This is a genomic window from Blastococcus deserti (assembly GCF_042682525.1).
Lineage (GTDB): Bacteria > Actinomycetota > Actinomycetes > Mycobacteriales > Geodermatophilaceae > Blastococcus_B > Blastococcus_B deserti.
On sequence record NZ_JBHUHP010000001.1, the window covers coordinates 612,933 to 638,260 of the forward strand.

The following is a 25,328-nucleotide window of genomic DNA, read 5'->3' on the forward strand; positions in this document are numbered from 1 at the left end:
ATGGGGAGGGTGGTGTTGTCCGGACCGCCCACGGCTTCGGTGGCGTTCGCGAGCGGCCCCGCGGCAGGGTCCGGTCACCGACCCTGCGAGGGGGGACGCGCGGGCCTCGCTCAGACGACGTCGCGCCGGACGGCGATCAGGGTGCCCAGCAGAGCTGCCAGCAATCCGTAGCCCACCAGCAGCAGGCCGCCCTGCCAGGCCCCCAGGAGATCAGGCCCCTGGAAGGTCGCGGTCATCGCCTCGAGCCCGCCACCGGGCATCCACTTGTAGGCACCCGATGTCGCGGGGATGGAGCGGATCACCGGCTCGACGACGAACAGGTAGACCAGTCCACCGACGATCGCGCCGACCTGGTTGCGCAGCAGGGCCCCGATGCCCACGCCCATCAGGGCGTAGATGACCAGGGCCAGGCCCGAGGTCGCCAGCACCTCGAGGTTGTCGCCCGTGAGGGACGGCGCCGAGCCCCGGGCCCCGGCGTAGAGACCGACCACGAGCAGGTTCACGCCCAGCAGCACCAGCGCGAACGGGACGGCGACGAGCGCGTACGCGACCAGCTTGGCCACCACCACCCTCCAGCGGCGCGGCGTGGTCAGGAACGTCGGGGTCGCGGTGCGGTGCCGGTACTCCTGGGTCATCCCGATGATGCCGAGGATGAGGAAGAGCACGGTGGCGTTCGTGGCCTGGGCCAGCGCCACCTGCTCGAACTCCGGCGTCCCGACCGGGGGGAGCCCGCTCTCGGGGTTCCCGGCGAAACCGGTCAGCAGCGCGGCGAAGCCGCCCACCATGACGCACGCACCGAGCAGCAGGCCGAGCCAGACCCTGGTCGTGAACAGCTTCGTCCATTCCGAGCGCACCAGACGGATCATCGGACGGCCTCCTGAACGGCGGACGACGGCGCGGCGAACTGCTCGGAACCGCTGGTGAGCTGGAAGTAGATCTCCTCGAGACCGCTGGTGCGCGAGCGCAGCTCGTGGAGCTCGACGCCCGCGGCGAACGCCCGCCGGCCGACGTCGGCGGGCGTGGTGCCGGTGACGGTGAGCGTGCCGTCCTCCTGGCTCACCGTCGTCCCCTCCGCGCGGAGGAGCTCGGCGAACCGGGCGGCCTCCGGGCTGCGGACCAGAACCGTCCCGGCGCCGTCGGCGCCCGACCGGAGCTGCTCCATGGAGCCTTCCCGGACCAGGCGGCCCGCGCCCACGATGACCACGCGGTCGACCGTCTGCTCCACCTCGGACAGCAGGTGGCTGGAGACCAGCACGGTCCGCCCCTGGTCGTGGGCCAGGTGGCGGAGGAAACCGCGCAGCCACTGGATGCCCTCGGGGTCCAGTCCGTTGGCCGGCTCGTCGAGCACCAGCACCGCGGGGTCGCCCAGCAGTGCGGTGGCCAGCGCCAGCCGCTGCCGCATCCCGAGGGAGTAGCCCCCGGCGCGGCGGTTGCCGGCGTCGGCCAGTCCCACCTGCATGAGCACCTCGTCGGCCCGGGACAGCGGGAAGCCGGCGGCGCGGCAGTAGACGCGCAGGTGGTTGCGGCCGGAGCGGGCCGGGTGGAACGCCGTCTCCAGGACCGCGCCCACCGTGCGGAGCGGCGCGGCCAGCGACGTGTACGGGGCCCCGTCGAAGGTGGCGGTCCCGGCGTCGGGGTGCATCAGTCCCAGGAGCATGCGCAGCGTCGTGGTCTTGCCGGCACCGTTGGGTCCCAGGAAGCCGGTGACGGACCCGGGCTCCACGGTGAAGCTCAGGTCCGAGACGGCCTGCACCGGCCCGAAGGACTTGCTGAGTCCGCGCACCTCGACCCGGACGGGGTCGACGGCTGCGGGGATGGCGGTGGAAATGGGCAGTCTCCTCGTTCTCCGGTCGGCCTCGCTGCGCCGATCCAAGCGCATCGGGGCCAGGAATCGGCCCACTTCCGGCGCCCCGGCGTGCCGGAAGTGGCCGGACCCGGACGGCGGGACCGGCCAGCCCCCGCGCTGATCATCTCCGGGTGACCCCCGGCACACGGTCACATAGAGTGCGCGCCGTGAGCGAGATCTCGGACACCTACCGGACGGTCGTCGTGGGGACCGACGGCTCGGAGTCGTCGCTGCGCGCCGTCGCCCGGGCCGGCGCCCTGGCCGGGGCCTGCAGCGCGACGCTCGTGATCGCCTGCGCCTATCTGCCCGTCGAGCCCGACGACCGGGAGATCGGCCGCGCCCAGGACGTCCTCCGGGACGACGCGTACCAGATCCTGGGCTCGCACCCGGCCGAGGACACCGTGCGCACCGCCGCCGAGCGGGCCGGCGCCGCGGGTGCACGGAAGGTGAAGACGATCGCCGTCGAGGGATCGCCCGTGGAGGCGCTGCTGGACGTCGTCCGCCGGGAGGACGCCGACCTGCTCGTCGTCGGCAACCGGGGCCTGGCCGGCATCAAGGGCCGGCTGCTGGGCTCCGTTCCCGCCGACGCGACGCGGCGGTCGGAGTGCGACGTCCTCGTCGTGCACACCACCGGCTGAGCGTCGCGCGGCGGTCATGGACGACCCGGGGGAGGTCGCCGGCCCGGACGCTCGCGAGGCGCTCGAGCGGCTGCTGCTCGACGGGCCGCGCCGCTACACGCGGCTCCAGGTGGCCGAGCTCGCGGGCATGCCGCCGACCCGCACGCAGCGGCTGTGGCGCGCACTGGGCTTCGCCGACGCCGCCGACGACGACCTGGTCTTCACCGACGCCGACGTCTCCGCGCTCGCCGTCCTGTCCGAGCTGATCGACTCGGGCTTCGTCGACCCGGACAGCGAGGCGTCGATCGCGCGGGCGATGGGCCAGGCGCTGTCCCGGCTGGCCGACTGGCAGACCGACATGCTGGCCGACGCCCTCACTCGCCCGGGTGCGGACGGGGAACGGCGGAAGGCCTCGGCGGAGGAGGTGGTCGCCGCCGCCCGCGCGCTGCTCCCGCGGATGCGCGACATCCAGCACTACGTCTGGCGCCGGCACCTGGCGGCCAACGCCGACCGGCTCCTCTCCGCCGCGGGCCGTGGTGACCGCCGGGAGCTCGCGGTCGGCTTCGCCGACCTCGTCGGGTACACCTCGCGCAGCCGCGGGATGGGCGGCCGCGAGCTCGGCGCCATGGTGGAGGACTTCGAGAGCACCGCCACCGAGGTCATCGCCCGGCACCACGGCCGGGTCGTGAAGACGGTGGGCGACGGAGTCCTGTTCACCGCGGGGTCGCCCGTCGACGCGGTGGACATCGGCCTGGAGCTGCCCGAGGTCTGGGACGCCGAGGACCGCCCGCCCCTGCGAGTGGGCGCCGCCTACGGCGCGGTGCTCACCCGTTTCGGCGACGTCTACTCGCCCGTCGTCAACCTGGCCAGCCGGCTGACCTCCCTCGCGCGGCCGGGCACGGTGCTGGTCGACCGGGAGCTCGCCCGCGGGCTGCGGGGACAGCGGGCCTACCGGGTGCGGCCCCTGCGCCGCGTCTCGGTGCGCGGTTACGACCACCTGCAGCCGTGGCTGGTGCGCCGCCGGCCCACCGGGGACGACGCCAGCCCGTTCGACACGAGCGCCTTCGAGGACATGCTGGACGAGCTGGCCGACGAGGTCCTCGAGCAGCCGGACGACGACGGGTCGGAGGGCCGCCCTTCCTGACCTCGTCGATCATCGGCTCCGTGCACCGGCCGCCGGCGCGTCCGACGGTGTCGCGTGCACGGCGACGATGATCGACCGGGGGATGGCACCCTGATCTCCGTGAGCGCCACTCTCGTCGCCCGCGGTCTGGCGGCCGGTCACGGCGCCCGCGTGCTGTTCTCGGATCTCGATCTCGTCGTCGCACCGGGGGACGTCGTCGGTCTCGTCGGCGTCAACGGCGCGGGCAAGTCCACGCTCCTGCGCACGCTGGCGGGGGAGCTGGCGGCCGAGTCCGGCACGGTCGCGGTCAGCCCGCCCACGGCCACCCTCGGCTACCTGCCCCAGGAGCACGAGCGCCGGGACGGCGAGACGGTGCTGGCCGCGCTCGCCCGGCGCACCGGCGTCGCGGCCGCGCAGGCCGCGCTCGACGTCGCGACCGAGGACCTCGCAGCCGGCCGGCCGGGGGCCGACGAGGTCTACGGCGACGCGCTCGAGCGCTGGCTGGCGCTCGGCGGCGCCGACCTGGAGGATCGGGCCGCGGAGGTCGTGGCGGAGGTGGCGCCGGGCGTCGCCCTGGACGCCTCCACGGTCGGGCTGTCCGGTGGACAGGCCGCGCGGGTGGGGTTGGCGGGGCTGCTCCTGTCGCGCTACGACGTGCTGCTCCTCGACGAGCCCACCAACGACCTCGACCTCACCGGGCTGGACCAGCTGGAGCGGTTCGTGACCGGGTCGCGTGCCGGCATCGTGGTGGTCAGCCACGACCGGGAGTTCCTCGCACGCACGGTCACGCGGGTCGTCGAGCTCGACCTCGCGCAGCAACTGGTCCGGGTCGTGGACGGCGGCTACGAGGCGTACCTGGCCGAGCGCGAGGTGGCCCGGCGGCACGCCCGCGAGGAGTACGAGGAGTACGCCGGGACGCGGGCCGGTCTGGAGGCCCGGGCGCGCATGCAGCGGAACTGGATGGCCAAGGGCGTGCGCGACGCCGTCAAGAAGCAGAAGGACCCCGACAAGTTCATCAAGGCGCACAACCGGGCGTCGGCGGAGAAGCAGGCGGCCAAGGCCAAGCAGACCGAGCGGCTGATCGAGCGGCTGGAGGTGGTCGAGGAACCGCGCAAGGAATGGCAGCTGCGGATGGAGATCGCCGCCGCGCCGCGCGCCGGCGCCGTCGTGGCCACGCTCCGCGGTGCCGTCGTCCGGCGCGGCGACTTCCGGCTCGGCCCGCTCGACCTGCAGTTCGACTGGGGCGACCGCGTGGCGATCACCGGCGCCAACGGGGCCGGCAAGTCCACGCTCCTGGCCGCCCTGCTCGGTCGCGTCCCGCTGGACGAGGGCACGGCTTCCCTCGGGCCGTCGGTGCAGATCGGCGAGATCGAGCAGGCGCGCAGCCGGTTCCTGGGGGAGGAGCGGCTGCTCGACGCCTTCTCCGCCGAAGTGCCCGACTGGCCGACGGCCGACGTGCGCACCCTGCTGGCCAAGTTCGGGCTCACCGCCGACCACGTCCTCCGGCCGGCGGGCACGCTCTCGCCCGGCGAGCGGACGCGGGCCGGGCTGGCCCTCCTGCAGGCGCGCGGCGTCAACGTCCTCGTGCTCGACGAGCCCACCAACCACCTGGACCTGCCGGCGATCGAGCAGCTCGAGGAGGCGCTGGCCGGGTACTCCGGCACCCTGCTGCTGGTGACGCACGACCGCCGGATGCTCGACGCCGTCGCCACCACCCGCCGGCTCGAGGTGGCCGGGGGGCGGGTCATCGAGCGCTGAGCTCAGCCGGCGCACGCGCCCAACTCGTCGGCGATCCCGACGGTGTCCATCCCCGCCCACGTCTCCGACACGTGGTGGGCCAGGACCATGAGATCGCGGAGCTCGCCGCTGCGGTCGCGGATGTGGTCGCGCAGCAGCGCCTCGCCGGTGAAGCCGAGGTCGGTGAAGAGGGCCAGCGCCGCCCCCTGCTCGGCGACGATCTCCACCACCAGCTTCGACAGCCCGGCGCCGACCGCCTCGACCAGCGCCCGCCGGGCCAGTTGCCGGCCGAGGCCGCTGCCCCGTGCCGACGGCGCGACGACCAGGCGGACCTCGCCGACGTGGTCGGACCACCCCGGCAGCGGCCGGACGGCGACGTAGCCGGTCACCCGCTCGCCGTCGACGGCCACCCATCGGCCACCCGGGGTGGTGGCTGTGGCCCACGACCGGACGGTCTCCGGGTCGGTGACCTCCTCCTTGATGAAGGTCAGGTCGCCCTCGGGCAGTTCCGCGAAGAAGGTGAGCAGCGCGTCGCAGCGCTCGGGGCCCAGCGGCTCGACCTGCACGTCAAGCCTCCTGCCCGGCCGTGCCGGCCGGCTCCCCCGGGGCCAGCGGATCGCTCCTGCGGCGGATGAAGTCGATGATCGTGGGCACGGTCGTCCGCGCCGCGCTGCGCCCGACGACCAGCCCCATGTGGCCGGCGTCGAGGCAGAGCTCGTGCTTGTCCGGCGAGCCCACCAGGTCGATCAGCGGCGCCGTCGCGGCCGGCGGGACGATGTGGTCACGGTTGGCCCGCACGGTCAGGAACGGCACCCGGATGTCGCCGAGGTGCACCGGGTCACCGGCCACGGTCAGGCGGTCGGTCATCATCCCGTTCCTCCGCACCAGCATCTCGGCGGTCTCCCGGGCGGCCGCGCCGGGGAAGGGCACGTGGTCGTCCGACCAGCCGGTCATGGCCTGGTAGGACGCGACGTACTCGTCGCTCCAGAGCCGCTCCCACAGCGTCACGTAGCGGGTCACCTCGGCCGTCGGGGTGAGGGTCCGGAACCCCTGGACGACCACTGACGGCGGCACGTTGCCGTCGGGGCCCAGCACGTCGTCCACGTCCATCCCGCCCACCGAGAAGATGTCGGCCAGCGGTCCCATGTGCCGGAAGTCGACCGGTGTCGCCAGGACGGTCAGGCTGCGCAGCGGGGCGTCGGGGTGGTGCGCGGCGTACAGGAGGGCGAGGTCCCCGCCGAAGCAGTACCCGAAGAGGTTCACCTCGTCGGCGCCGGAGAGCTCCAGCACCCGGTCGATGCCGGCGGGGATGTAGTCGTCGACGTAGTCCTCGAGCCGGTTGTCGGCGTCCCGCTCGTCGGGCTCGCCCCAGTCGAGCATGTAGACGTCGAACCCGGCCTCGAGCAGTTGCTCCACGAAGCTGTTGCCAGGCGTCAGGTCGAGGATGTAGCTGCGGCTGATCAGGCTGAACACCAGCAGCAGCGGCGGCCCGTACCGGACCCCGCCGTAGGTGTCGGCGTCGTTGCGGTAGTGCCACAGCTGCGTGCGGCCCCGCTGCCAGACGACGTCCTTCGGTGTCTGCCCGACGCCCGGCCGGTCGACGCCGGCGACCAGCTTGATGCCGTTACGGGCGCGCAGGGCGTTGCGCTCGACGTCGCGCCGGACGCGGTCGAGCACCGTCTGCGGGCTGGGAACCGTCGGCATCGCTGTCCTCCGGGGTCGGGCCGGTCGTCGACGTGCGGTCGGGCCGGGCGGCGCGGCGCCGCTCGGACTCCAGCTGGAGGCTCAGCCGCCGCACCTCCCGGTCGAGGGAGCCGATCTGGGCGCGCAGCCGGCTGATGTCACTGCCGGCGGGCAGGTTCAGCAGGTGCCAGGCGCGCGCCGACAGCTCCTGGACCGAACGGCCGGCCAGGTTCCGCGCCCGGCGGGCAAGAGCCGTGCCGACGGAGAAGTACGGGGTGCGCACCAGCTCCTCGGCGCGCGGGGCGATGGCCCGCTCCGCCGCGTCGAAGGCCTGGCGCCACAGGGGTGGCGGCGGCGCCGGCTTCCGCGGGCCGGTGGGGGGTGTCACCGCTGCCCCACCTGCTCGGGCACCTGCACGGCGCGGCGGAGGATCTCCACGGTGAGCCTCAGCACGGCGTCGTCCATCCTCAGCGCAGGGTGGTGCGGGTGCTCCGCGGCGGGGTCGAGCAGGTTCTGCGCGAGGTCGGTCACGGTTCCTCCCCTCGATGTCCGGGGCACCGCCCTACCCGCCCGGCAGGTGACCTACCCCACGTATTGGTTACGGTCCTCGGCACCACCCGACGACAGGAGCTCCCCGTGGCAGACCGCACGATCCTCGACATGTTCCGGCTCGACGGCCGGGTGGCGATCGTGACGGGGGCGTCCTCGGGGCTCGGCGCGGTCTTCGCCCGCACGCTGGCCGAGGCGGGGGCCGACGTCGCACTCGGTGCCCGGCGGGTGGACCGGCTCGACGACACCCGGGCGGCGGTGGAGAAAGCCGGGCGCCGGGCGATCGCCGTCCGCACCGACGTCGCCGTGCCCGAGGACTGCCAGGCGCTCGTCGACGCGACGGTCGCCGAGTTCGGCCGGGTGGACATCCTGGTCAACAACGCCGGGATCGGCACCGCGGTGCCCGCCACCCGCGAGACGCCCGACCAGTTCCGCCAGGTCATCGACGTCAACCTCAACGGCTGCTACTGGATGGCGCAGGCGTGCGGGCGGGTGATGCAGCCGGGCAGCTCGATCATCAACATCTCGAGCATCCTGGGGCTGACGACGGCGGGGCTGCCCCAGGCGGCGTACGCCGCCAGCAAGGCCGGCCTCATCGGGCTGACGCGGGACCTCGCGCAGCAGTGGACCGGCCGCAAGGGCATCCGGGTGAACGCGCTCGCGCCGGGGTTCTTCACCTCCGAGATGACCGACCAGTACCCCGAGGGCTACCTGGAGTCGCAGATGCCCCGGGTGCTGGCCGGACGCAAGGGCGATCCCGAGGAGCTGGCCGCCGCGCTGATCTTCCTGGCCAGCGACGCCGGCGGATACGTGACCGGCACGACCCTCCCGGTCGAGGGCGGGATGCTGACCAGCTGAGACCCCGCCTCCACCCGTCCACCCCGCCCTCAGCCGGCTCGCCGCACCAGCGCGCTGACGCGGTCGAGGATCTCCGGCCACACCTCCCGCGGGAGGTCGTGCCCATGCCTTCCACGACGAGCAGTTCGGCGCCGGGGATCGCGGCCGCGGCGGCGCGGCCGCCGCTGACGTTGACGAGCGCGTCCTCGGCCCCGTGGATCACCAGCGTCGGCACGGACACCGCCGCCAGATCCTTCGTGCGGTCGGGGGTGGTCAGGACGGCGGCGAGCTGGCGGGCGACGCCGGCCGGGTCGTGGGCCCGGTCGAACGACAGGCCCGCCCGCTCCCGGTCCGGGAAGGCGGGCGACCTGCCCGTGGTGGTCGGCGGCCCGACGCTCGGGGCGCCACGGGTCCTACGCTCGAGGCGTGACGACCGGTGAGACGACGCCCCGGCCTGCCCTCGCGTCGGAGGACATGCTGGCCCTGGAGCGGCAGGTGTGCTTCGCGTTGTCGGTGGCCGCCCGCAACGTGGTGGCCGTCTACCGCCCCGTCCTGGAGCCCATGGGCCTGACCCACCCGCAGTACCTGGTCATGCTGGCGCTGTGGCAGCACGGGCCGCTGTCGGTCAAGGAGCTGTCCGGCCTGTTGCAGCTGGACCCCGGCACGCTCTCGCCGCTGCTCAAGCGGCTCGAGGCCGCCGGCCTGCTGCGCCGGGAGCGGGATCCCAGGGATCAGCGCCACCTGGCGCTCGCCCTGACGGAGAAGGGCACGGCGCTGCGCGAGCAGGCCGAGAAGATCCCCGCCGGCATCGTGGAGCGCCTGGGCATGCCGATCGACGAACTGACGAGCCTGCACGGCGCGCTGACCCGGGTCATCGCCGCCTCCCAGCGCGCGCTCGGCGGCCCGGAGCAGGACGCGGGCCCGGAGACGACGGTCGCCTGAGCCCGCCGACGTGATCGGGCGCCGCTGTTATGTCGACAACAGTTGGCCCCCCAACGCTTGGCGTACCAGACATCTCCCGACATCATGAGGACGTGACCGTCCTCGAGCAGGAGCCCGCAGCCCCCATGACCGATCCCACCGCGGAGTCCGGCCCGCCGGCCGAGCCCGTCGTCCGCCCGGCACCGCACCGATGGGTCTGGTACGCCTTCGGGGGCAGCCTGCCCGAACGGCACCGCGGCTGGGTGCTGCACGACACCACGACCGCGACGTGGTGGCTGCGGCACATCGCCCGCATGCTCGTCCAGCTCGCCGTCCCGATCGCGCTGATCATGATGTTCCTGCCGGCCTCCTGGGGGCTGCGCGCGGCGTGCGCGGGCGGCGGGCTGGCCCTGGCGCTCTTCTACTCCCTGGCCTACATGCCCGAGTCCACCGAGAACCGGGTGGTGAAGGCGGGGTACCCGGCGGGCACCGCCACCGCGCACCGCGAGCGCGCGGGACTGGTGCGCCAGCGCCAGGAGACCGAGCGGCGGCGGGCCGCGGCGGCCAAGCGCGCCGCCCGCTACCGCGACCGCATGGGTCGCTGACCCACCCGCACCCGGCCTGACCCGCGCGCCCCGTCGGAGCTTCGTCGGGCCCCCCGCGTGGTGATGCCCGACGACAGCAGAACGGCCCCGCGGGGACCCGGTACCGGGACCCGCGGGGCCGTTCTGCGTCTGTTCGCCGACCGTCGGTCGGCACCGGGAAGTGCCCCCGGCAGGATTCGAACCTGCGCACCCGCCTCCGGAGGGCGGTGCTCTATCCCCTGAGCTACGGGGGCTCGTCGTGGTGGGGCAGCAGAGAAGCTACCAGCCACGTCCGGCGGCCCGGTGGGAGGCCCTCAGGGGGCCGGGAGCGGCGTTCCGCCGCGGGCCGTCAGCATCTCGCTCATCAGCGCGGTCTCCGCCGACTGGGACTCCACGATGGTCTCCGCGAGGTCACGGACCACCGCCAGCCCGGCGTGCTCGGCGGCGTACTCGGCCATCTCCTCGCCGCCCTGGTGGTGCCGGATCATCAGCCGGAGGAACTCGACGTCGAACGCGCTGCCGGACAGGCTCCGCAGCTCGGCGAGTTCCTCCTCGGTCGCCATGCCCGGCATCAGGCCGTCCATGTCCATCTCCATGTCCATCTCCACGTCCATGTCGTGCCCGCTGTGGCCACCGTCGCCCATCCACGCCATGGGCTGCCCGCCGGTGAACGGGATGCCCCAGAGGGAGAGCCAGCCCTGCATCCGGCCGGTCTGGTTGGTCTGGGTCGCCGAGATGTCGAAGGCCAGCCCCCGGACGGCCGGGTCCTCGCTCCGGTCGAGCGCGAGGTTGGCCATCTCCACGCCCTGCAGGTGGTGGCGCGCCATGTCACGCGAGAAGCCGGCGTCCACCGTCTCGGCCGTCGGGACCTCGGCGCGGCCGAGACCCAGGGCCACGGCGAGACCCCCGCCCACGAGCACGAGGCCGACGGCGATGACCGCGATCAGCACCGTCCGCAGCCGGCTCCCGCGGTCGACGGGATCGCTCATGACGCGGCGGGGTCGGCCACCACCGGGTTCGCGGCGAAGGCCGGGTTCTCGCAGCTCGCCCCGGGTTCGGGGGTGAACTCGCTGTTGAACGTGAGGAAGTCGGCGAACTGCTGCAGCCGCACGTCGTCGGCGCTGTCGACCTTCAGCTGGTGGCCCCAGGACTGGATGCTGATCGGTGAGTCGAGGCCCTCGTACGGCGAGAGCATCCGGCCGGGCTCGCCCTCGACGAGTTCGGCCAGCGTGGCGATCTCCTCCTCGGACAGCGCCTCGGGGTCGTAGGTGATCCAGACGGCGCCGTGCTCGAGGCTGTGGACCGCGTTCTCGTGCCGGATGTCGACGTCGTAGACCGTGCCCGTGCAGTCGGCCCAGTCCGGCGGCGGGGCGTGCGGACCACCGACGGGCGGCGACTCGGTGTAGTCCACCGGGGTCGTCACGTGCTCCTGGCCGGCCGGGTAGTCGAACGTCTGGACGCCGTCGATCTCGTCGACCGCCTCGACCTCGTTCTCGTTGGACCGGTTGACCTGGACCACCGCGTAGGTGATGACGGCGGCCGCGAACACGACCACGGCCAGTGCCGCGGCGATGAGGCCCCAGGGCCGCTGCGGTGCGACGACGTTGGCGGGCGGCCGGGTGCGCCCGCCCTTGCCGCCCGAGCTGCTCCTCCCGGCTGAACCGCTCTTCCCGGCAGCCCGGCTGCTTCCGCTCGCGGGCGTGCGGTTCCTGGCCAAGGCCTCTCCTCGATGCTGGGTGCTGGGGTAGGGGGCGGGACGCCGACGGCCCGTCGCCGAGCGAGTCTAGGTCGGCTCCCTGGGTGATCCCTGGGAGCACGGGACTCCTGGGGCGAGGCGGGCCGGCGGGGCCACCGCGCCCGGTCAGTACGCTCGTCCGGTGACACCAGAGCAGTTGCGGAACGTCGTCCGGACCGCCGTGGCCGCGGCCGTCGACCGCGGCGCGCTCGCGGTCGAGGTGCCCGAGGACGTTCTCGTCGAGCGACCGAAGAACCGGGCGCACGGCGACTACGCCACCAACGTCGCCCTCCGGCTGGCCAAGGCCGCCGGGCGGCCGCCGCGCGAGGTCGCCGATCTGCTCGCCACCGATCTCGCCGCCCAGCCGGGGATCGCCGCCGTCGACGTGGCCGGCCCCGGCTTCCTCAACATCACCCTCGCCGAGGGTGCGCTCGGGCAGATCGCCGTGCAGGCCGTGACGGCCGGCGCCGGGTACGGGCGCACCGCCGTCCTGGCGGGGCAGAAGCTCAACCTCGAGTTCGTCTCGGCCAACCCGACCGGACCGGTGCACATCGGCGGCAGCCGCTGGGCCGCGGTCGGCGACGCCATCGGGCGCCTGCTGGAGGCCAGCGGCGCCGACGTGACCCGTGAGTACTACATCAACGACGCCGGCGCCCAGATCGACCGCTTCGCCCGCAGCCTCCAGGCGGCGGCGAACGGGCAGCCGGTGCCCGAGGACGGTTACGGCGGCACCTACATCGCCGACATCGCCGCCTCGGTCGTCGCCGAGGTGCCCGACGTGCGCGAGCGGGACGACGACGAGCAGCGGCAGGTCTTCCGCGACCGCGGTGTCGCGCTGATGCTCGCCGAGATCCGCCGTTCGATGGAGGACTTCGGCGTCGACTTCGACGTCTGGTTCAGCGAGCAGTCGCTGTACGAGACGGGCGCGGTGGAGAAGGCGCTGGCCCGGCTCCGCGAGCAGGGGCACGTCTACGAGTCCGACGGTGCCGTCTGGCTCCGGACGACGGACTTCGGCGACGACAAGGACCGGGTCCTGGTCAAGGCCGACGGCGAGACGACCTACTTCGCCTCCGACTGCGCGTACTACCTCGACAAGCGCGCCCGCGGCTTCGACCGGGTGGTGATCATGCTCGGCGCCGACCACTCCGGCTACGTCGGCCGGTACAAGGCGCTCGTCGCCGCCACCGGTGACGACCCCGGGGAGCACCTCGAGATCCTCATCGGCCAGCTGGTCAACCTGCTCCGGGCCGGGGAGCCGGTCCGGATGAGCAAGCGAGCCGGCACGATCGTGCTGCTCGCGGACCTGGTCGATGCGATCGGCGTGGACGCCGCCCGCTACGCCCTCGCGCGGGCGTCGGTCGACCAGCAGATCGACATCGACGTCGACCTGTGGAGCCGGCGCACCAACGACAACCCGGTCTTCTACGTGCAGTACGCGCACGCCCGGATCTCCTCCGTCCTGCGCAACGCCGCCGACCTGGGCCTCGCCCTCGGAGGGGCCGGCGACGTCGACGTGGGCCTGCTGGCGCACGAGCGCGAGAGCGACCTGCTGCGGGCGATCGGCGAGTTCCCCCGCGTGCTGAGCGCCGCGGCCGAGCTGCGGGCGCCGCACCGGGTGGCGCGGTACCTGGAGGAGCTGGCCGGCACATACCACCGCTTCTACGACACCTGCCGGGTCCTGCCCCGCGGCGACGAGGAGCCGACGGCCCTCAACACCGCGCGGCTGTGGTTGTGCGCAGCCACCGCCACGGTGCTGCGCAACGGGCTGGACGTGCTCGGCGTGTCCGCACCGGAGCGGATGTGAGGGCGCACCCGGCGGGTCCGCTGCACGGGAACATCTCGCCACCGACGGCCGCGGGCCCGCCGCCGGCGGAGCTGGGCGCCCTCGATCCCCACGTCTGGCCGCGGTCGGCCGAGCGGATCGACGGCGAGCTGCACCTGGGCGGGCGTCCGGTGACGGAGCTGGCCCGCGAGCACGGCACCCCGTTGTTCGTCCTGGACGAGGGCGACTTCCGCGGCCGGGCGGCGGACTTCGCGAGCGCGTTCTCCGACGCGGACGTGCACTACGCCTCCAAGGCGTTCCTCTGCGGGCAGGTGGCCCGCTGGATCGCCGACGACGGCCTGCACCTCGACGCGTGCAGCGGCAACGAGCTGTCCCTGGCGCTGGCCGCCGGCTTTCCCGCCGAGCGGATAGCCCTGCACGGCAACAACAAGTCCCTGGTCGAGCTGCGGCTGGCCGTGGACGCCGGCATCGGGCGCGTCGTCGTCGACTCCTTCGACGAGATCGACCGGCTGGTGCCGCTGGCCGCCGCGCGGGTCGCCGCCGGTGGCAGCCCGGTCCCGGTGCTGATCCGCGCGACCGTCGGCATCGAGGCCCACACCCACGAGTTCATCGCCACCGCGCACGAGGACCAGAAGTTCGGCTTCTCGCTGGCGACCGGCGACGCACTGACCGCCGCCGTGCGCGTGATCCGCGAGCCGGCCCTGCACCTGGCCGGCCTGCACAGCCACATCGGCTCGCAGATCTTCGACACCGCCGGGTTCGAGGCGGCGGCGCACCGGGTGGTCGGCCTGCTGGGTCAGGTGCACCAGGCGACGGGGGAGATGCTCGGCGAGCTCAACCTCGGCGGCGGCTTCGGCATCGCCTACCTCCCCGAGGACGACCCCGTCAGCCCGCACGACGTCGCGGGCAGGCTCCGCGCGGTCATCGCTGCGGAGTGCGCCCAGCTGGGCCTGCACGTGCCGCGTCTGGCGGTGGAGCCCGGCCGGGCCATCGCCGGGCCGGGAACCGTGACGATCTACGAGATCGGCACCATCAAGCCGGTGCGCCTGGGCGCCAGCGGCACGCCGGGCGCACCCCTGGTGCGCAACTACGTCTCGGTCGACGGCGGGATGAGCGACAACATCCGCACCGCCCTCTACGACGCGGCCTACACCTGCGTCCTGGCCAACCGCACCTCCCAGGCCCCTCCGGCCCTGTGCCGCGTGGTCGGCAAGCACTGCGAGAGCGGCGACATCCTCGTCCGCGACCTGTGGCTGCCCTCGGACGTGCAGGCGGGGGACCTCCTGGCCGTCGCCGCCACCGGCGCCTACTGCTGGTCGATGGCCAGCAACTACAACTACCTGCTCAAGCCGCCCGTGGTCGCCGTGCGGGACGGTGCGGCCACCGAGATCGTCCGCCGTCAGACACTGTCGGACGTGTTCGCCCTCGACGCCGTCCTCGCCGGGACGCCGGCCCCCTCCCCGGCGCCGTCCCAGCCGGCGCCCGAGCATCCCGTGGGAGCCCGCTCGTGAAGCCGCTCAAGGTCGCCCTGCTCGGCTGCGGAACCGTCGGCAGCGCCGTCCTGCGGCTGATCTCCGAGCAGGCCGACGACCTCACCGCCCGCGTCGGCCGGCCCGTGCAGGTGGTCGGGATCGCGGTGCGCCGCCCGGACCACCACCCCGACGTCCCGGCGCACCTGCTCACCACCGACGCGGAGGCGCTGGTCACCCGCGACGACGTCGATCTCGTCGTCGAGGTCATCGGCGGCATCGAGCCCGCCCGGACCCTGCTCCTGGCCGCGTTCGAGGCCGGCAAGTCGGTGGTCAGCGCCAACAAGGCGCTGCTCGCCGACGACGGCCCGCAGCTGCACGCCGCCGCCGCGAAGGCCGGGGTCGACCTCTACTACGAGGCCGCGGTCGCCGGCGCGATCCCGCTGCTGCGCCCGCTGCGCGAGTCCCTCGCCGGCGACCAGCTGCGCCGGGTCGTGGGCATCGTGAACGGGACGACGAACTACATCCTGTCCCGCATGGCCGAGACCGGCGCCGGCTTCGCCGAGGCGCTCGCGGAGGCCACCGACCTCGGCTACGCCGAGGCCGATCCCACCGCCGACGTCGACGGGTTCGACGCGGCGGCCAAGGCCGCGATCCTCGCGTCCCTGGCCTTCCACACCCCGGTGGCGGCCGCCGACGTGTACCGCGAGGGCATCTCGGCGGTGTCGGCGACCGACGTCGCGCGCGCCGCCGAGATCGGCTGCACGGTCAAGCTGCTGGCGATCTGCGAGCGCGTCGGCAACGGGAACGGGGACGGCGACTCGGTCGCGGTGCGGGTCCACCCGGCGATGATCCCGACGTCGCACCCGCTGGCATCGGTCGGCGGGGCGTTCAACGCCGTCTTCGTCGAGGCCGAGGCCGCCGGGCAGCTGATGTTCTACGGCCAGGGAGCGGGCGGCGAGCCGACCGCCAGCGCCGTCCTCGGTGACCTCGTCGCCGTCGCGCGCAACCGGCTGGCCGGGGCCTCCGGGCAGGGGCCGACGGGGTACGCCAACCTGGCCGTCCGGCCGATCGCCGACACCCCGACCCGCTACCACGTGAGCCTCGACGTGGCCGACAAGCCGGGTGTCCTCGCGACCGTCGCGCACGAGTTCGCCCGGCACGAGGTCAGCATCGCCACCGTCCGCCAGGACGGGCACGGTGACGCCGCGACGCTCGTCATCGTCACCCACAGCGCCCCCGACGCCGCGCTGTCTGCCACCATCGCCGCGCTGCGGGACATGCCCGCCGTCCGGGGCGTCACCAGCGTGCTGCGCGTGGAGGGGTTGTCATGAGTGCAGGTGTCCGGGGAGTCGTCTCGCCGGGATGGCCCGGGCTCATCGAGGCCTACCGGTCGCGTCTGCCGGTCGGCGACGACACGCCGGTCGTGACGCTGCACGAGGGCGCCACCCCGCTGGTGCCCGCCCCGGAGCTGTCCCGCCGGACGGGGTGCGAGGTCTACCTCAAGGTCGAGGGCGCCAACCCCACCGGCTCCTTCAAGGACCGCGGCATGACGATGGCGATCACCAAGGCCGTCGAGGAGGGGTCGAAGGCGGTCATCTGCGCCTCGACCGGGAACACCAGCGCGAGCGCCGCGGCCTACGCCGCCCGGGCCGGGATCACCTGTGCCGTGCTCGTGCCCCAGGGGAAGATCGCCATGGGCAAGCTGGCCCAGGCGCTGGTGCACGGGGCGCAATTGCTGCAGGTCGAGGGCAACTTCGACGACTGCCTGGCCCTGGCCAGCAAGCTCGCCATCGACTACCCGGTCAGCCTGGTCAACAGCGTCAACCAGTTCCGCATCGAGGGCCAGAAGACCGCGTCGTTCGAGATCGTCGACGTCCTGGGGGACTCTCCCGACATCCACTGCCTGCCGGTGGGCAACGCCGGCAACATCACCGCCTACTGGCAGGGCTACCGCGAGTACGCGGCCGACGGCACCGCCACCCGGACGCCGCGCATGTGGGGTTTCCAGGCAGCCGGCGCGGCGCCGATCGTGACCGGGAAGGTCGTGGAGCAGCCGAGCACGATCGCCACGGCGATCCGCATCGGCAACCCGGCCTCCTGGACCAAGGCGCTCGCGGCCCGCGACGAGTCCGGCGGCCGCATCGACGCCGTGACCGACCGCGAGATCCTGGCCGCGTACCGGCTGCTGGCCCGCAGCGAGGCCGTCTTCGTCGAGCCGGCCTCGGCCGCGTCGGTCGCCGGCCTGCTCCAGGTGGCGGCCGCCGGTGAGCTGGAGCCGGGTCAGCGGGTGGTCTGCACGGTGACGGGCAACGGGCTCAAGGACCCGGAGTGGGCGATCTCCGGCGCCCCCGCGCCCATGACGGTCCCGGTCGACGCCGCCGCGGCCGCCGCCCAGCTCGGGCTATGAGCGCAGCGCGTCCCGCCCTCCGCTCGGCGAGCGACCTCCCGCTGCCCGCCACGGGGAGGCTCGCGGCGGGAGCCGGCGGAGGACCGGCCGCGGCGGTGCGGGTGCGCGTGCCGGCGACCAGCGCCAACCTGGGGCCGGCCTTCGACTGCGCCGGCCTGGCGCTGACCTGCCACGACGTGCTGGAGTTCACCCCGGCCGGGACGGGTCTGGCGGTGGAGGTCTCCGGGATCGGCGCGGGTGAGCTGCCCGCCGACGAGTCGCACCTGGTCGTGCGCGCGTTCCGGGCGGCCTGCGACGAGCTGGGCTGGGCGCCCCCCGGACTCCGGGTGAGTGCGCACAACGGCATCCCGCAGGGGCGGGGGATGGGTTCCTCCGCCGCTGCGGTCGTCGCCGGGGTCGTCGGTGCGTGGGCGCTGTGTCCCGACGTCGGGGAGGTCGACCGCGACGCCGTCCTCCGGCTCACGACGGAACTCGAGGGGCATCCCGACAACGTCGCGCCGTGCCTGCTGGGTGGCGCGACGCTGTCCTGGATGACACCGCAGGGCGCCCGCGCGACGCGGCTGGAGGTCGACCCGTCCGTCGCCCCCGTCGTGCTCGTGCCGCCGGGCACGCTGTCCACGCACGTGGCCCGCGGGCTGCTGCCCGACGTCGTACCGCACGGCGACGCCGCCCATGCCGCCGGCCGCGCGGCGCTGCTGGTCCAGGCGCTCACCCGGGAGCCCTCGCTCCTCCTGGACGCGACCGAGGACCGGCTGCACCAGCGGCAGCGCGGCGCGGCCATGCCGGAGTCCCTGGCCCTCGTCGACCGGCTCCGCGAGCAGGGCCTGCCGGCGGTCGTCTCCGGCGCCGGCCCCAGCGTGCTGGTCCTGGCGGTGGCGCCCGCCGGCTCGTCGTCCGTCCCGGCGGAGGCGGACCTGCAGGCGGTCCGCCGGGCCGCCCCGCCCGGGTGGACGGTGCTCCCGCTGGACGTGGACGCCGATGGGGCGCGCGTGGGGCACGGGAACTCTCAGGTCTCGTCTCGGTAACGAGGAACACACCGGTACCCACCGGTGTTGTCCAGGCCGTGAGCTGCGTCTAGGCTCACGGCGTAGCCGCCCACCTCGGGCGAGCCTCGCGCGAGGCCGAAGCAGACGATCTCTCTTCGCCGCAGATCCGCCTCGCAATTTCTCGACCCGTTCCCTCGTGCGTTCCCGCCTCCGGGCCGGACCTCCAGGGACCGGGAGACCCCTGCGCCGATAGGGCGCAGGTCACAGCAGGGAAGGACCTGTACGTGAGTGAAACCACCGACCTCGCCGCGACCGGTACGCAGGACGCTGCCGGTGCGGCCGAGGCGACTGCCGCTTCTGGGACGACGGGGAGCACCCGTCGCCGCGGCAACGGACTGTCGGGGATGCTGCTGCCCGAGCTGCAGCGGCTCGCCGGCGAACTGGGCATCTCCGGTACCGGACGGATGCGCAAGAGCGACCTCGTCGCCGCCATCTCGGCGCGCCAGGTAGGGGCGGGTCCCGGAGCGGGCGACGCGCCCGCCACCGGCGCCCCGGCCCAGGGCCCGGGCGCTGCCGAAGGCGCCCCGGCGTCGCGCGGCATCGCCGCGTCCTCCGCTCCGCTCGAGGCTCCGGTCAGCGGTGGCGCGAACGGCGGCCCGCTGACCGGTGCCACCGAGCAGCGCCCCGAGGGCACCCGCCCGACCCGGTCCCGCCGCGGCGCGAGCCGCCCGGCCGGCTCCCCGTCGGTCGAGTCGCCGGCGGCCGACCGGGTCCCGGCCAACGATTCCGCAACCGAGACCGGCACCGAGACCCCGCCCACCGGCACCCCGCGCACCGACACCGCGCCCGCCGACACCGCGCCCGCCGACACCGTGCCCGCCGACACCGTGCCCGCCGACACCGTGCCCGCCGACACCGTGCCCGTCGACGGCGAGCAGCGCACCGAGGGCGACCGCCCCCAGCGGAACCGCGACCGCGGCGAGCGCAACCGCACCCGCGGCGACCGCGACGGCAACCGTGACGGCGGTCCCCGCGACGCCAACCGCGACGGCAATCGCGGTCCCGACCGCGGTGACCGGCCGGACCGCGCCGACCGCGCCGGCCGGCCGGACAACCGCACCGACGGCCGGTCGACCAACGACCGCAACGACGAGGACGACGACGACTTCGAGGGCGGCCGCGGCCGCCGCGGGCGCCGTTACCGGGACCGCAACCGCCGCGGCGGCAACGGCGGGGGCCGCGACCGGTTCGACCAGGCCGAGCCGACCGTCAGCGAGGACGACGTCCTGCTGCCCGTCGCGGGCATCCTGGACGTGCTCGAGAACTACGCGTTCGTGCGGACGTCGGGTTACCTGACCGGCCCCAACGACGTCTACGTCTCGCTGTCGCAGGTGCGCCGCTACGGCCTGCGCCGCGGTGACGCCGTCACCGGCGCCGTCCGCCAGCCGCGCGACGGCGAGCGCAAGGACAAGTACAACGCACTGGTCCGCCTCGACACGGTGAACGGGCTGGAGCCCGAGCAGGCCAAGCAGCGCCCCGAGTTCACCAAGCTGACCCCGCTCTACCCGCAGCAGCGGCTGCGGCTGGAGACCGAGCCGCACCAGCTGACCACCCGGGTCATCGACCTGGTCATGCCGATCGGCAAGGGGCAGCGCGCGCTGATCGTCAGCCCGCCCAAGGCCGGCAAGACGATGGTGCTGCAGGCGATCGCCAACGCGATCACCACGAACAACCCCGAGTGCCACCTCATGGTCGTCCTGGTCGACGAGCGGCCCGAGGAGGTCACCGACATGCAGCGCTCGGTGAAGGGCGAGGTCATCGCCTCGACCTTCGACCGGCCGCCGTCGGACCACACGACCGTGGCCGAGCTCTCCATCGAGCGGGCCAAGCGCCTGGTCGAGATGGGCCACGACGTCGTCGTCCTGCTGGACTCGATCACCCGCCTGGGTCGCGCCTACAACCTGGCGGCCCCCGCCAGCGGGCGCATCCTCTCCGGTGGGGTCGACTCGACCGCGCTGTACCCGCCCAAGCGCTTCCTCGGCGCCGCCCGCAACATCGAGAACGGGGGCTCGCTCACGATCATCGCCTCGGCGCTGGTCGAGACCGGCTCCACGATGGACACGGTGATCTTCGAGGAGTTCAAGGGGACCGGTAACGCCGAGATCAAGCTCGACCGCCGGCTGGCGGACAAGCGGGTCTTCCCGGCGGTCGACGTGAACGCGTCGGGCACCCGCAAGGAAGAGATCCTGATGAACGCCGACGAGCTGGCGATCGTCATCAAGCTGCGCCGGGTGCTCGCCGCGCTCGAGCCGCAGCAGGCGCTCGAGCTCCTGCTGGACAAGCTGAAGAAGACACGCAACAACGTCGAGTTCCTCATGCAGATCCAGAAGACGACGCTGGGCCCGGGCAACGACTGAGGAAGGACCCCCGTCCTCCCCACCCTTCGCACGCTCAGGGTGGGGCCCTGGACGGGGGCCGTTCCAGCACCTCCCGGCCGATCTGGGAGACTGGTCGGCCGAGCCCCGCGGCGGCCGGAATATCGGCCGGCCGCCGGCGTTGCAGAACCCGAACGACAGCGAATTCCGCAGAAGAGGCGATATGAAGCCCGACATCCACCCGGCCTACAACGTCACCACCGTGACCTGTGGCTGCGGCAACACGTTCACCACCCGGAGCACGGCGCCGAACGGTCACCTGACCGTCGAGACCTGCTCGGCCTGCCACCCCTTCTACACCGGCAAGCAGCGCATCCTGGACACCGGTGGCCGCGTCGCCCGCTTCGAGAAGCGGTTCGGCAAGCGCGCTGCCGGCGCTTCCGCCGACAAGTAGCACGTCCGACGGCGCCCGCTCCCACCCTCGCGGTGGGGCGGGCGCCGTCGTCATGTCCGGCTGCGGTCCTCCGGACCACGTGGCCGCATCGGCCTTCGATACCCGAGGTGACTCCCCATGAGCGCCCCCGACCGGCTGTCGGTCCTGCTCGACGAGCACGCCTCCCTCGAGCGCGAGCTCGCCGACCCCGCGGTGCACGCGGACCAGTCCCGCGCCCGCCGGCTGGGCCGCCGCTACGCCCAGCTGGCACCCCTGGTCGAGACCGCCCGAGCCCTGGACCAGGCGCGCGGCGACCTGTCGACCGCTCGCGAGCTGGCCGGCGAGGACGTCTCCTTCGCCGCCGAGGCGGCGAGCCTGGAACGGCAGGTGGAAGAGCTCGGCGCCCGCCTGCGCGAGCAACTCCTGCCCCGTGACCCCGACGACGACAAGGACGTCATCCTCGAGATCAAGGCGGGGGAGGGCGGCGCCGAGTCGGCGCTGTTCGCCGGTGACCTGCTGCGCATGTACCTGCGCTACGCCGAGCGCCGCGGCTGGGCCACCGAGATCCTCGACGCCGTCGAGGCCGAGCTGGGCGGTTACAAGGACGTGGCGGTTGCGATCAAGTCGCGCACCGACGAGGGCATCTGGTCCCGGCTGAAGTTCGAGGGCGGGGTGCACCGCGTCCAGCGGGTGCCCGTCACCGAGTCGCAGGGCCGGATCCACACCTCGGCGGCGGGCGTCCTGGTGCTGCCCGAGGCCGAGGAGGTGGACGTCACCGTCGACCCGAACGACCTGCGCATCGACGTCTTCCGCTCGTCGGGCCCCGGGGGGCAGAGCGTGAACACCACCGACTCCGCCGTCCGGATCACCCACCTGCCCAGCGGCATCGTGGTCAGCTCGCAGAACGAGAAGAGCCAGCTGCAGAACCGGGAGTCGGCGCTGCGCGTGCTCCGGTCGCGGCTGCTGGCCGCCGCTCGCGAGGAGGCCGCGGCCGCCGCCAGCGATCAGCGGCGCAGCCAGGTGCGGACGATGGACCGCAGCGAGCGGGTGCGCACCTACAACTTCCCGGAGAACCGGATCGCCGACCACCGGGTGGGCTACAAGGCGCACAACCTCGACCAGGTGCTCGACGGCGACCTGGACGGCGTCATCGACGCCCTCGTCAGCGCGCACACCGCCGAGCAGCTGGCGGCCGGCTCCTGAACGTCCGGACGCTGCTCGGCGAGGCCGCACGCCGGCTGGCCGACGCCGGGGTCGAGTCGCCACGGGTGGACGCCGAGCTCCTCCTGGCCGCCGTCGTCGGCGTGCCCCGCAGCCGGCTGCTCGTGCTCGACGAGGTCACCGGCGACGACGCCGTCCGCTTCGAGGCGCTGCTGGCCCAGCGGGCCGACCGCGTGCCGCTGCAGCACCTCACGGGGCGCGCGCCCTTCCGGTTCCTCGAGCTGGCGGTCGGGCCCGGGGTCTTCGTCCCGCGGCCGGAGACGGAGCAGCTGGCCGGGTGGGCGATGGAGCGCCTGGCCGGCGCGCGGGAGCCCGTCGTCGTCGACCTGGGGGCCGGGTCCGGCGCCCTCGCCCTCTCCATCGCGCACGAGCACCCCGGCGCGCGGGTGGTCGCCGTCGAGCGGGACGCCGGTGCGATCGAGTGGACGCGGCACAACGCCACCACCCGGGCCGCCGCCGGCGACACCCCGGTGCGGGTGGTCGGGGGCGACATGACCGACCCCGGGCTCCTGCGGGACCTGGACGGCGCCGTGGACCTCGTCGTCTCCAATCCGCCGTACGTGCCCGACGGAGCCCGGGTTCCCCGCGAGGTCGCCGACCACGACCCGCCGCTGGCGCTGTGGGGCGGGCCCGACGGACTCGACGTGGTGCGCGGCCTGCTGGTCACCGCCGCCCGGCTGCTGCGTCCGGGCGGCTGGCTGGGCATCGAGCACGCCGATCAGCAGGGCGGCTCCCTGCCCGCGCTCGTCCGTGCGCACGGCGGCTTCGCCGACGTGGCCGACCATGCCGACCTCGCCGGTCGCCCCCGGTTCACCACCGCCCGGCGCGCCGACGGGTGACCGGGCCGGGTGTTCCGCCGGCCTGGACGGCCGCCACACGGCCGGGGAGCACGGCCGGCGCCGGAACGGGGGTGACAGACTCGCCCTCCGTGCCCGACGTCTTCGACTGCTCCGACCCCGCCGCCCGCGCCGCGGGCCTCGACGCCGCGGCCGCGGCCATCGCCCGCGGCGAGCTGGTGCTGCTGCCCACCGACACGGTCTACGGCGTCGCGGCCGACGCGTTCACGCCGGCCGCCGTCACCCGGCTGCTGGCCGCGAAGAACCGCGGCCGCACGATGCCCGTCCCGGTCCTGATCGGTGAGGCGTCCACCCTGGCCGGTCTGGTCGTCGACCTGCCGCCGGCCGCCCACGACCTGGCCCAGGCGTTCTGGCCCGGCGGGCTCACCCTGGTGCTCGAGCACGCGCCGTCCCTGGCCTGGGACCTCGGCGACGCCGAGGGCACCGTGGCCGTGCGGCTCCCCGACGACGAGGTCGCCCGCGACCTGCTGCGCCGCACCGGGCCGCTCGCGGTCTCCAGCGCCAACCGCTCCGGCCGGCCGGCGGCGACGACGGCCGGGCAGGCCGTCGAGCAGCTCGGCGACCACGCGGCGGTCGTGCTCGACGGCGGTCCCCGGGAGGGCTTGGCGGCGAGCACCATGGTCGACTGCACCGGGCCGGTCCCGCGGGTGCTGCGGGTGGGTGCCCTGCCCGTGGACCGCCTCCGCGACGTGGTCTCCGACATCGAGGACTGAGCGGAGCACGGGACGCCGGGTCGCGCCGAGTGGGGCCCGGAGGGTTCCGCGCAGGTGCGACGCAAGGCTCAGCGCAACGGACGCGGCACGTGGTCGCGGTGCAGCCAGGAAGGGCTGCAATGTCATAGTGGGACGACCGCCGCCCCGAGCCGTCTGGAGCACCTCGAGATGAGCACGCCCTACTGGGGCCCGGACCTCGACGCCCTGGCCGCCCTCGATCCGGACATCGCCGGGGTCGTCGTCGACGAGCTGGATCGCCTGCGCGGCGGGCTGCAGCTGATCGCCAGCGAGAACTTCACCAGCCCCGCGGTGCTCGCCGCGCTGGGCAGCACGCTGTCGAACAAGTACGCCGAGGGCTATCCGGGGCGCCGGTACTACGGCGGCTGCGAGGTGGTGGACCGCGCCGAGGAGATCGGCATCGCCCGGGGCAAGGAGCTCTTCGGCGCCGAGCACGTCAATCTGCAGCCGCACTCGGGGGCCAGCGCGAACCTGGCGGCGTACGGCGCGTTCCTGCAGCCGGGCGACACGCTGCTCGGCATGGCGCTGCCCCACGGTGGTCACCTGACCCACGGCACGAAGGTGTCCTTCTCCGGCAAGTGGTTCGACGCGGTGCAGTACGGCGTCCGCGCGGACACCGAGCACATCGACTACGACCAGGTGCGCGACCTGGCCCGCACGCACCGCCCGAAGCTGGTCGTCTGCGGCGGCTCGGCGATCCCGCGGCTGATCGACTTCGCCGCGTTCCGGGAGATCGCCGACGAGGTCGGCGCCCTGCTCATGGTGGACGCCGCGCACTTCATCGGTCTGGTCGCCGGCCAGGCGATCCCCAGCCCGGTGCCCTACGCCGACGTCGTCACGTTCACGACGCACAAGGTGCTGCGTGGCCCCCGCGGCGGGGCGATCGTCTGCAGGGCCGAGCACGCCAAGGCGATCGACAAGGCGGTGTTCCCGATGATGCAGGGCGGCCCGCTCATGCACGCCGTCGCCGCCAAGGCGGTGAACCTCAAGGAGTGCCTGCAGCCGGAGTACCGGGCCTACGCCCGGCAGGTCGTCGCCAACGCGCAGGCGCTCACCGAGGGCCTGGCCGCCGAGGGTCTGCGCCCGGTCGCCGGGGGGACCGACACCCACCTGGCCCTGCTCGACCTGCGGGACACGGGGGTCACCGGGGCGGATGCCGAGCGGCGCTGCGACGCCGCGGGGATCGTGCTGAACAAGAACGCGATCCCGTTCGACCCGCAGCCGGCCTCGGTCGCCTCCGGCATCCGGGTCGGCAGCCCCGCGGTCACCACCCAGGGCATGGTCGAGTCCGACATGAAGAGGATCGCCTCCCTCATCGGCAGCGCCATCCGGGACCACGACGGCAGCCGCACGGCCGACGTGGCCGCGGGTGTGCGCGAGCTGGTCGGGGCGCATCCGGCGTACCCGGATCCCGCCCGGGCCGGCTGAGCG

25 protein-coding genes, 1 tRNA gene and 1 pseudogene are annotated in these 25,328 nt (G+C 74.1%); 17 read left to right on the forward strand and 10 right to left on the reverse strand.

The window, feature by feature from the left end; all coding sequences use genetic code 11:
* Positions 1-110: 110 nt before the first annotated feature.
* Positions 111-866 (reverse strand): ABC transporter permease, encoded by a 756-nt coding sequence (locus tag ACFSHS_RS02965; protein WP_376871512.1) that lies wholly within the window; start codon positions 864-866, stop codon positions 111-113.
* Positions 863-1,879: an ABC transporter ATP-binding protein gene (locus ACFSHS_RS02970; RefSeq protein WP_376871514.1), complete on the reverse strand. Its 1,017-nt coding sequence runs from the start codon at positions 1,877-1,879 to the stop codon at positions 863-865. Before ACFSHS_RS02970 ends, ACFSHS_RS02965 begins: the two co-directional genes overlap by 4 nt.
* Before the next feature lie 134 nt (positions 1,880-2,013).
* On the opposite strand from ACFSHS_RS02970, the gene ACFSHS_RS02975 reads away from it, so the two are divergent.
* From ACFSHS_RS02975 to ACFSHS_RS02985, 3 genes are all read left to right on the forward strand, one after another.
* Entirely contained in the window at positions 2,014-2,484 is a 471-nt protein-coding gene (locus ACFSHS_RS02975; RefSeq protein WP_376871516.1) for a universal stress protein, read from the forward strand.
* A 16-nt stretch (positions 2,485-2,500) separates the two neighbouring features.
* Positions 2,501-3,607, forward strand: coding sequence for an adenylate/guanylate cyclase domain-containing protein (locus ACFSHS_RS02980; RefSeq protein ID WP_376871519.1), 1,107 nt, complete (start codon positions 2,501-2,503; stop codon positions 3,605-3,607).
* A gap of 99 nt (positions 3,608-3,706) precedes the next feature.
* Positions 3,707-5,344 (forward strand): ABC-F family ATP-binding cassette domain-containing protein, encoded by a 1,638-nt coding sequence (locus tag ACFSHS_RS02985; protein WP_376871521.1) that lies wholly within the window; start codon positions 3,707-3,709, stop codon positions 5,342-5,344.
* 2 nt (positions 5,345-5,346) lie between these two features.
* Here ACFSHS_RS02985 and ACFSHS_RS02990 read toward each other — a convergent pair whose 3' ends face one another.
* The 4 genes from ACFSHS_RS02990 to ACFSHS_RS03005 are packed head-to-tail and all read right to left on the reverse strand — an operon-like array spanning position 5,347 to position 7,537.
* The gene (locus tag ACFSHS_RS02990; protein ID WP_376871524.1) at positions 5,347-5,889 is read right to left on the reverse strand and encodes a GNAT family N-acetyltransferase; all 543 of its coding nucleotides are present in this window, start codon (positions 5,887-5,889) and stop codon (positions 5,347-5,349) included.
* A gap of 1 nt (position 5,890) precedes the next feature.
* Positions 5,891-7,027, reverse strand: a complete 1,137-nt coding sequence (locus tag ACFSHS_RS02995; RefSeq protein WP_376871526.1) for an alpha/beta fold hydrolase — start codon at positions 7,025-7,027, stop codon at positions 5,891-5,893.
* Positions 6,948-7,394, reverse strand: a complete 447-nt coding sequence (locus ACFSHS_RS03000; RefSeq protein ID WP_376871528.1) for a hypothetical protein — start codon at positions 7,392-7,394, stop codon at positions 6,948-6,950. The genes ACFSHS_RS02995 and ACFSHS_RS03000 overlap by 80 nt, the downstream gene beginning before the upstream one ends.
* Positions 7,391-7,537: a hypothetical protein gene (locus tag ACFSHS_RS03005; RefSeq protein ID WP_376871531.1), complete on the reverse strand. Its 147-nt coding sequence runs from the start codon at positions 7,535-7,537 to the stop codon at positions 7,391-7,393. Before ACFSHS_RS03005 ends, ACFSHS_RS03000 begins: the two co-directional genes overlap by 4 nt.
* A 105-nt stretch (positions 7,538-7,642) precedes the next feature.
* On the opposite strand from ACFSHS_RS03005, the gene ACFSHS_RS03010 reads away from it, so the two are divergent.
* On the forward strand, positions 7,643-8,413 hold the full coding sequence (locus ACFSHS_RS03010; RefSeq protein WP_376871534.1) for an SDR family NAD(P)-dependent oxidoreductase: 771 nt from the start codon (positions 7,643-7,645) through the stop codon (positions 8,411-8,413).
* Positions 8,414-8,516: 103 nt separating this feature from the next.
* Here ACFSHS_RS03010 and ACFSHS_RS03015 read toward each other — a convergent pair.
* A pseudogene (locus ACFSHS_RS03015) lies at positions 8,517-8,726 on the reverse strand (alpha/beta fold hydrolase); the annotation flags it as partial.
* A 92-nt stretch (positions 8,727-8,818) separates the two neighbouring features.
* Between ACFSHS_RS03015 and ACFSHS_RS03020 the strand changes: the two are divergent.
* A complete protein-coding gene (locus tag ACFSHS_RS03020; RefSeq protein WP_376871536.1) occupies positions 8,819-9,334 on the forward strand; it encodes a MarR family winged helix-turn-helix transcriptional regulator in 516 nt (171 codons plus the stop codon).
* Between the two features lie 92 nt (positions 9,335-9,426).
* Positions 9,427-9,918, forward strand: coding sequence for a DUF5313 family protein (locus ACFSHS_RS03025; protein ID WP_376871538.1), 492 nt, complete (start codon positions 9,427-9,429; stop codon positions 9,916-9,918).
* 161 nt (positions 9,919-10,079) lie between these two features.
* Here the strand turns inward: ACFSHS_RS03025 and ACFSHS_RS03030 are convergent.
* The 3 genes from ACFSHS_RS03030 to ACFSHS_RS03040 all read right to left on the reverse strand — a co-directional run bounded on the left by ACFSHS_RS03030 (position 10,080) and on the right by ACFSHS_RS03040 (position 11,614).
* Positions 10,080-10,151, reverse strand: a tRNA-Arg gene (locus ACFSHS_RS03030).
* A gap of 60 nt (positions 10,152-10,211) precedes the next feature.
* Positions 10,212-10,886, reverse strand: a complete 675-nt coding sequence (locus ACFSHS_RS03035) for a DUF305 domain-containing protein (RefSeq protein WP_376871540.1) — start codon at positions 10,884-10,886, stop codon at positions 10,212-10,214.
* Positions 10,883-11,614, reverse strand: a complete 732-nt coding sequence (locus tag ACFSHS_RS03040; protein WP_376871542.1) for a DUF3105 domain-containing protein — start codon at positions 11,612-11,614, stop codon at positions 10,883-10,885. Before ACFSHS_RS03040 ends, ACFSHS_RS03035 begins: the two co-directional genes overlap by 4 nt.
* A 160-nt stretch (positions 11,615-11,774) precedes the next feature.
* Between ACFSHS_RS03040 and argS the strand changes: the two genes are divergently transcribed.
* The 11 genes from argS to ACFSHS_RS03095 all read left to right on the forward strand — a co-directional run bounded on the left by argS (position 11,775) and on the right by ACFSHS_RS03095 (position 25,325).
* Positions 11,775-13,436, forward strand: a complete 1,662-nt coding sequence (gene argS, locus ACFSHS_RS03045) for an arginine--tRNA ligase (protein ID WP_376871544.1) — start codon at positions 11,775-11,777, stop codon at positions 13,434-13,436.
* Complete coding sequence (lysA, locus tag ACFSHS_RS03050; protein WP_376871547.1) at positions 13,433-14,926, forward strand: diaminopimelate decarboxylase; 1,494 nt, start codon at positions 13,433-13,435, stop codon at positions 14,924-14,926. The genes argS and lysA overlap by 4 nt, the downstream gene beginning before the upstream one ends.
* Positions 14,923-16,218 carry a homoserine dehydrogenase gene (locus tag ACFSHS_RS03055; RefSeq protein WP_376871549.1) on the forward strand — a complete coding sequence of 432 codons (1,296 nt, stop codon included), beginning with the start codon at positions 14,923-14,925 and terminating at the stop codon, positions 16,216-16,218. The genes lysA and ACFSHS_RS03055 overlap by 4 nt, the downstream gene beginning before the upstream one ends.
* Positions 16,215-17,294, forward strand: coding sequence for a threonine synthase (gene thrC, locus ACFSHS_RS03060; protein WP_376871551.1), 1,080 nt, complete (start codon positions 16,215-16,217; stop codon positions 17,292-17,294). Before ACFSHS_RS03055 ends, thrC begins: the two co-directional genes overlap by 4 nt.
* The gene (thrB, locus tag ACFSHS_RS03065; RefSeq protein ID WP_376871554.1) at positions 17,291-18,319 is read left to right on the forward strand and encodes a homoserine kinase; all 1,029 of its coding nucleotides are present in this window, start codon (positions 17,291-17,293) and stop codon (positions 18,317-18,319) included. The genes thrC and thrB overlap by 4 nt, the downstream gene beginning before the upstream one ends.
* 245 nt (positions 18,320-18,564) lie before the next feature.
* Entirely contained in the window at positions 18,565-20,697 is a 2,133-nt protein-coding gene (gene rho, locus ACFSHS_RS03070) for a transcription termination factor Rho (RefSeq protein ID WP_376871557.1), read from the forward strand.
* 181 nt (positions 20,698-20,878) lie between these two features.
* The gene (gene rpmE / locus ACFSHS_RS03075) at positions 20,879-21,109 is read left to right on the forward strand and encodes a 50S ribosomal protein L31 (protein WP_376871559.1); all 231 of its coding nucleotides are present in this window, start codon (positions 20,879-20,881) and stop codon (positions 21,107-21,109) included.
* Positions 21,110-21,226: 117 nt separating this feature from the next.
* Positions 21,227-22,291: a peptide chain release factor 1 gene (gene prfA / locus ACFSHS_RS03080; protein WP_376871561.1), complete on the forward strand. Its 1,065-nt coding sequence runs from the start codon at positions 21,227-21,229 to the stop codon at positions 22,289-22,291.
* 11 nt (positions 22,292-22,302) lie between these two features.
* Positions 22,303-23,148: a peptide chain release factor N(5)-glutamine methyltransferase gene (gene prmC, locus ACFSHS_RS03085; protein WP_376871779.1), complete on the forward strand. Its 846-nt coding sequence runs from the start codon at positions 22,303-22,305 to the stop codon at positions 23,146-23,148.
* Between the two features lie 89 nt (positions 23,149-23,237).
* Positions 23,238-23,879, forward strand: a complete 642-nt coding sequence (locus tag ACFSHS_RS03090; RefSeq protein ID WP_376871563.1) for an L-threonylcarbamoyladenylate synthase — start codon at positions 23,238-23,240, stop codon at positions 23,877-23,879.
* A gap of 168 nt (positions 23,880-24,047) precedes the next feature.
* Positions 24,048-25,325, forward strand: a complete 1,278-nt coding sequence (locus ACFSHS_RS03095; protein ID WP_376871565.1) for a serine hydroxymethyltransferase — start codon at positions 24,048-24,050, stop codon at positions 25,323-25,325.
* Positions 25,326-25,328 lie beyond the last annotated feature (3 nt).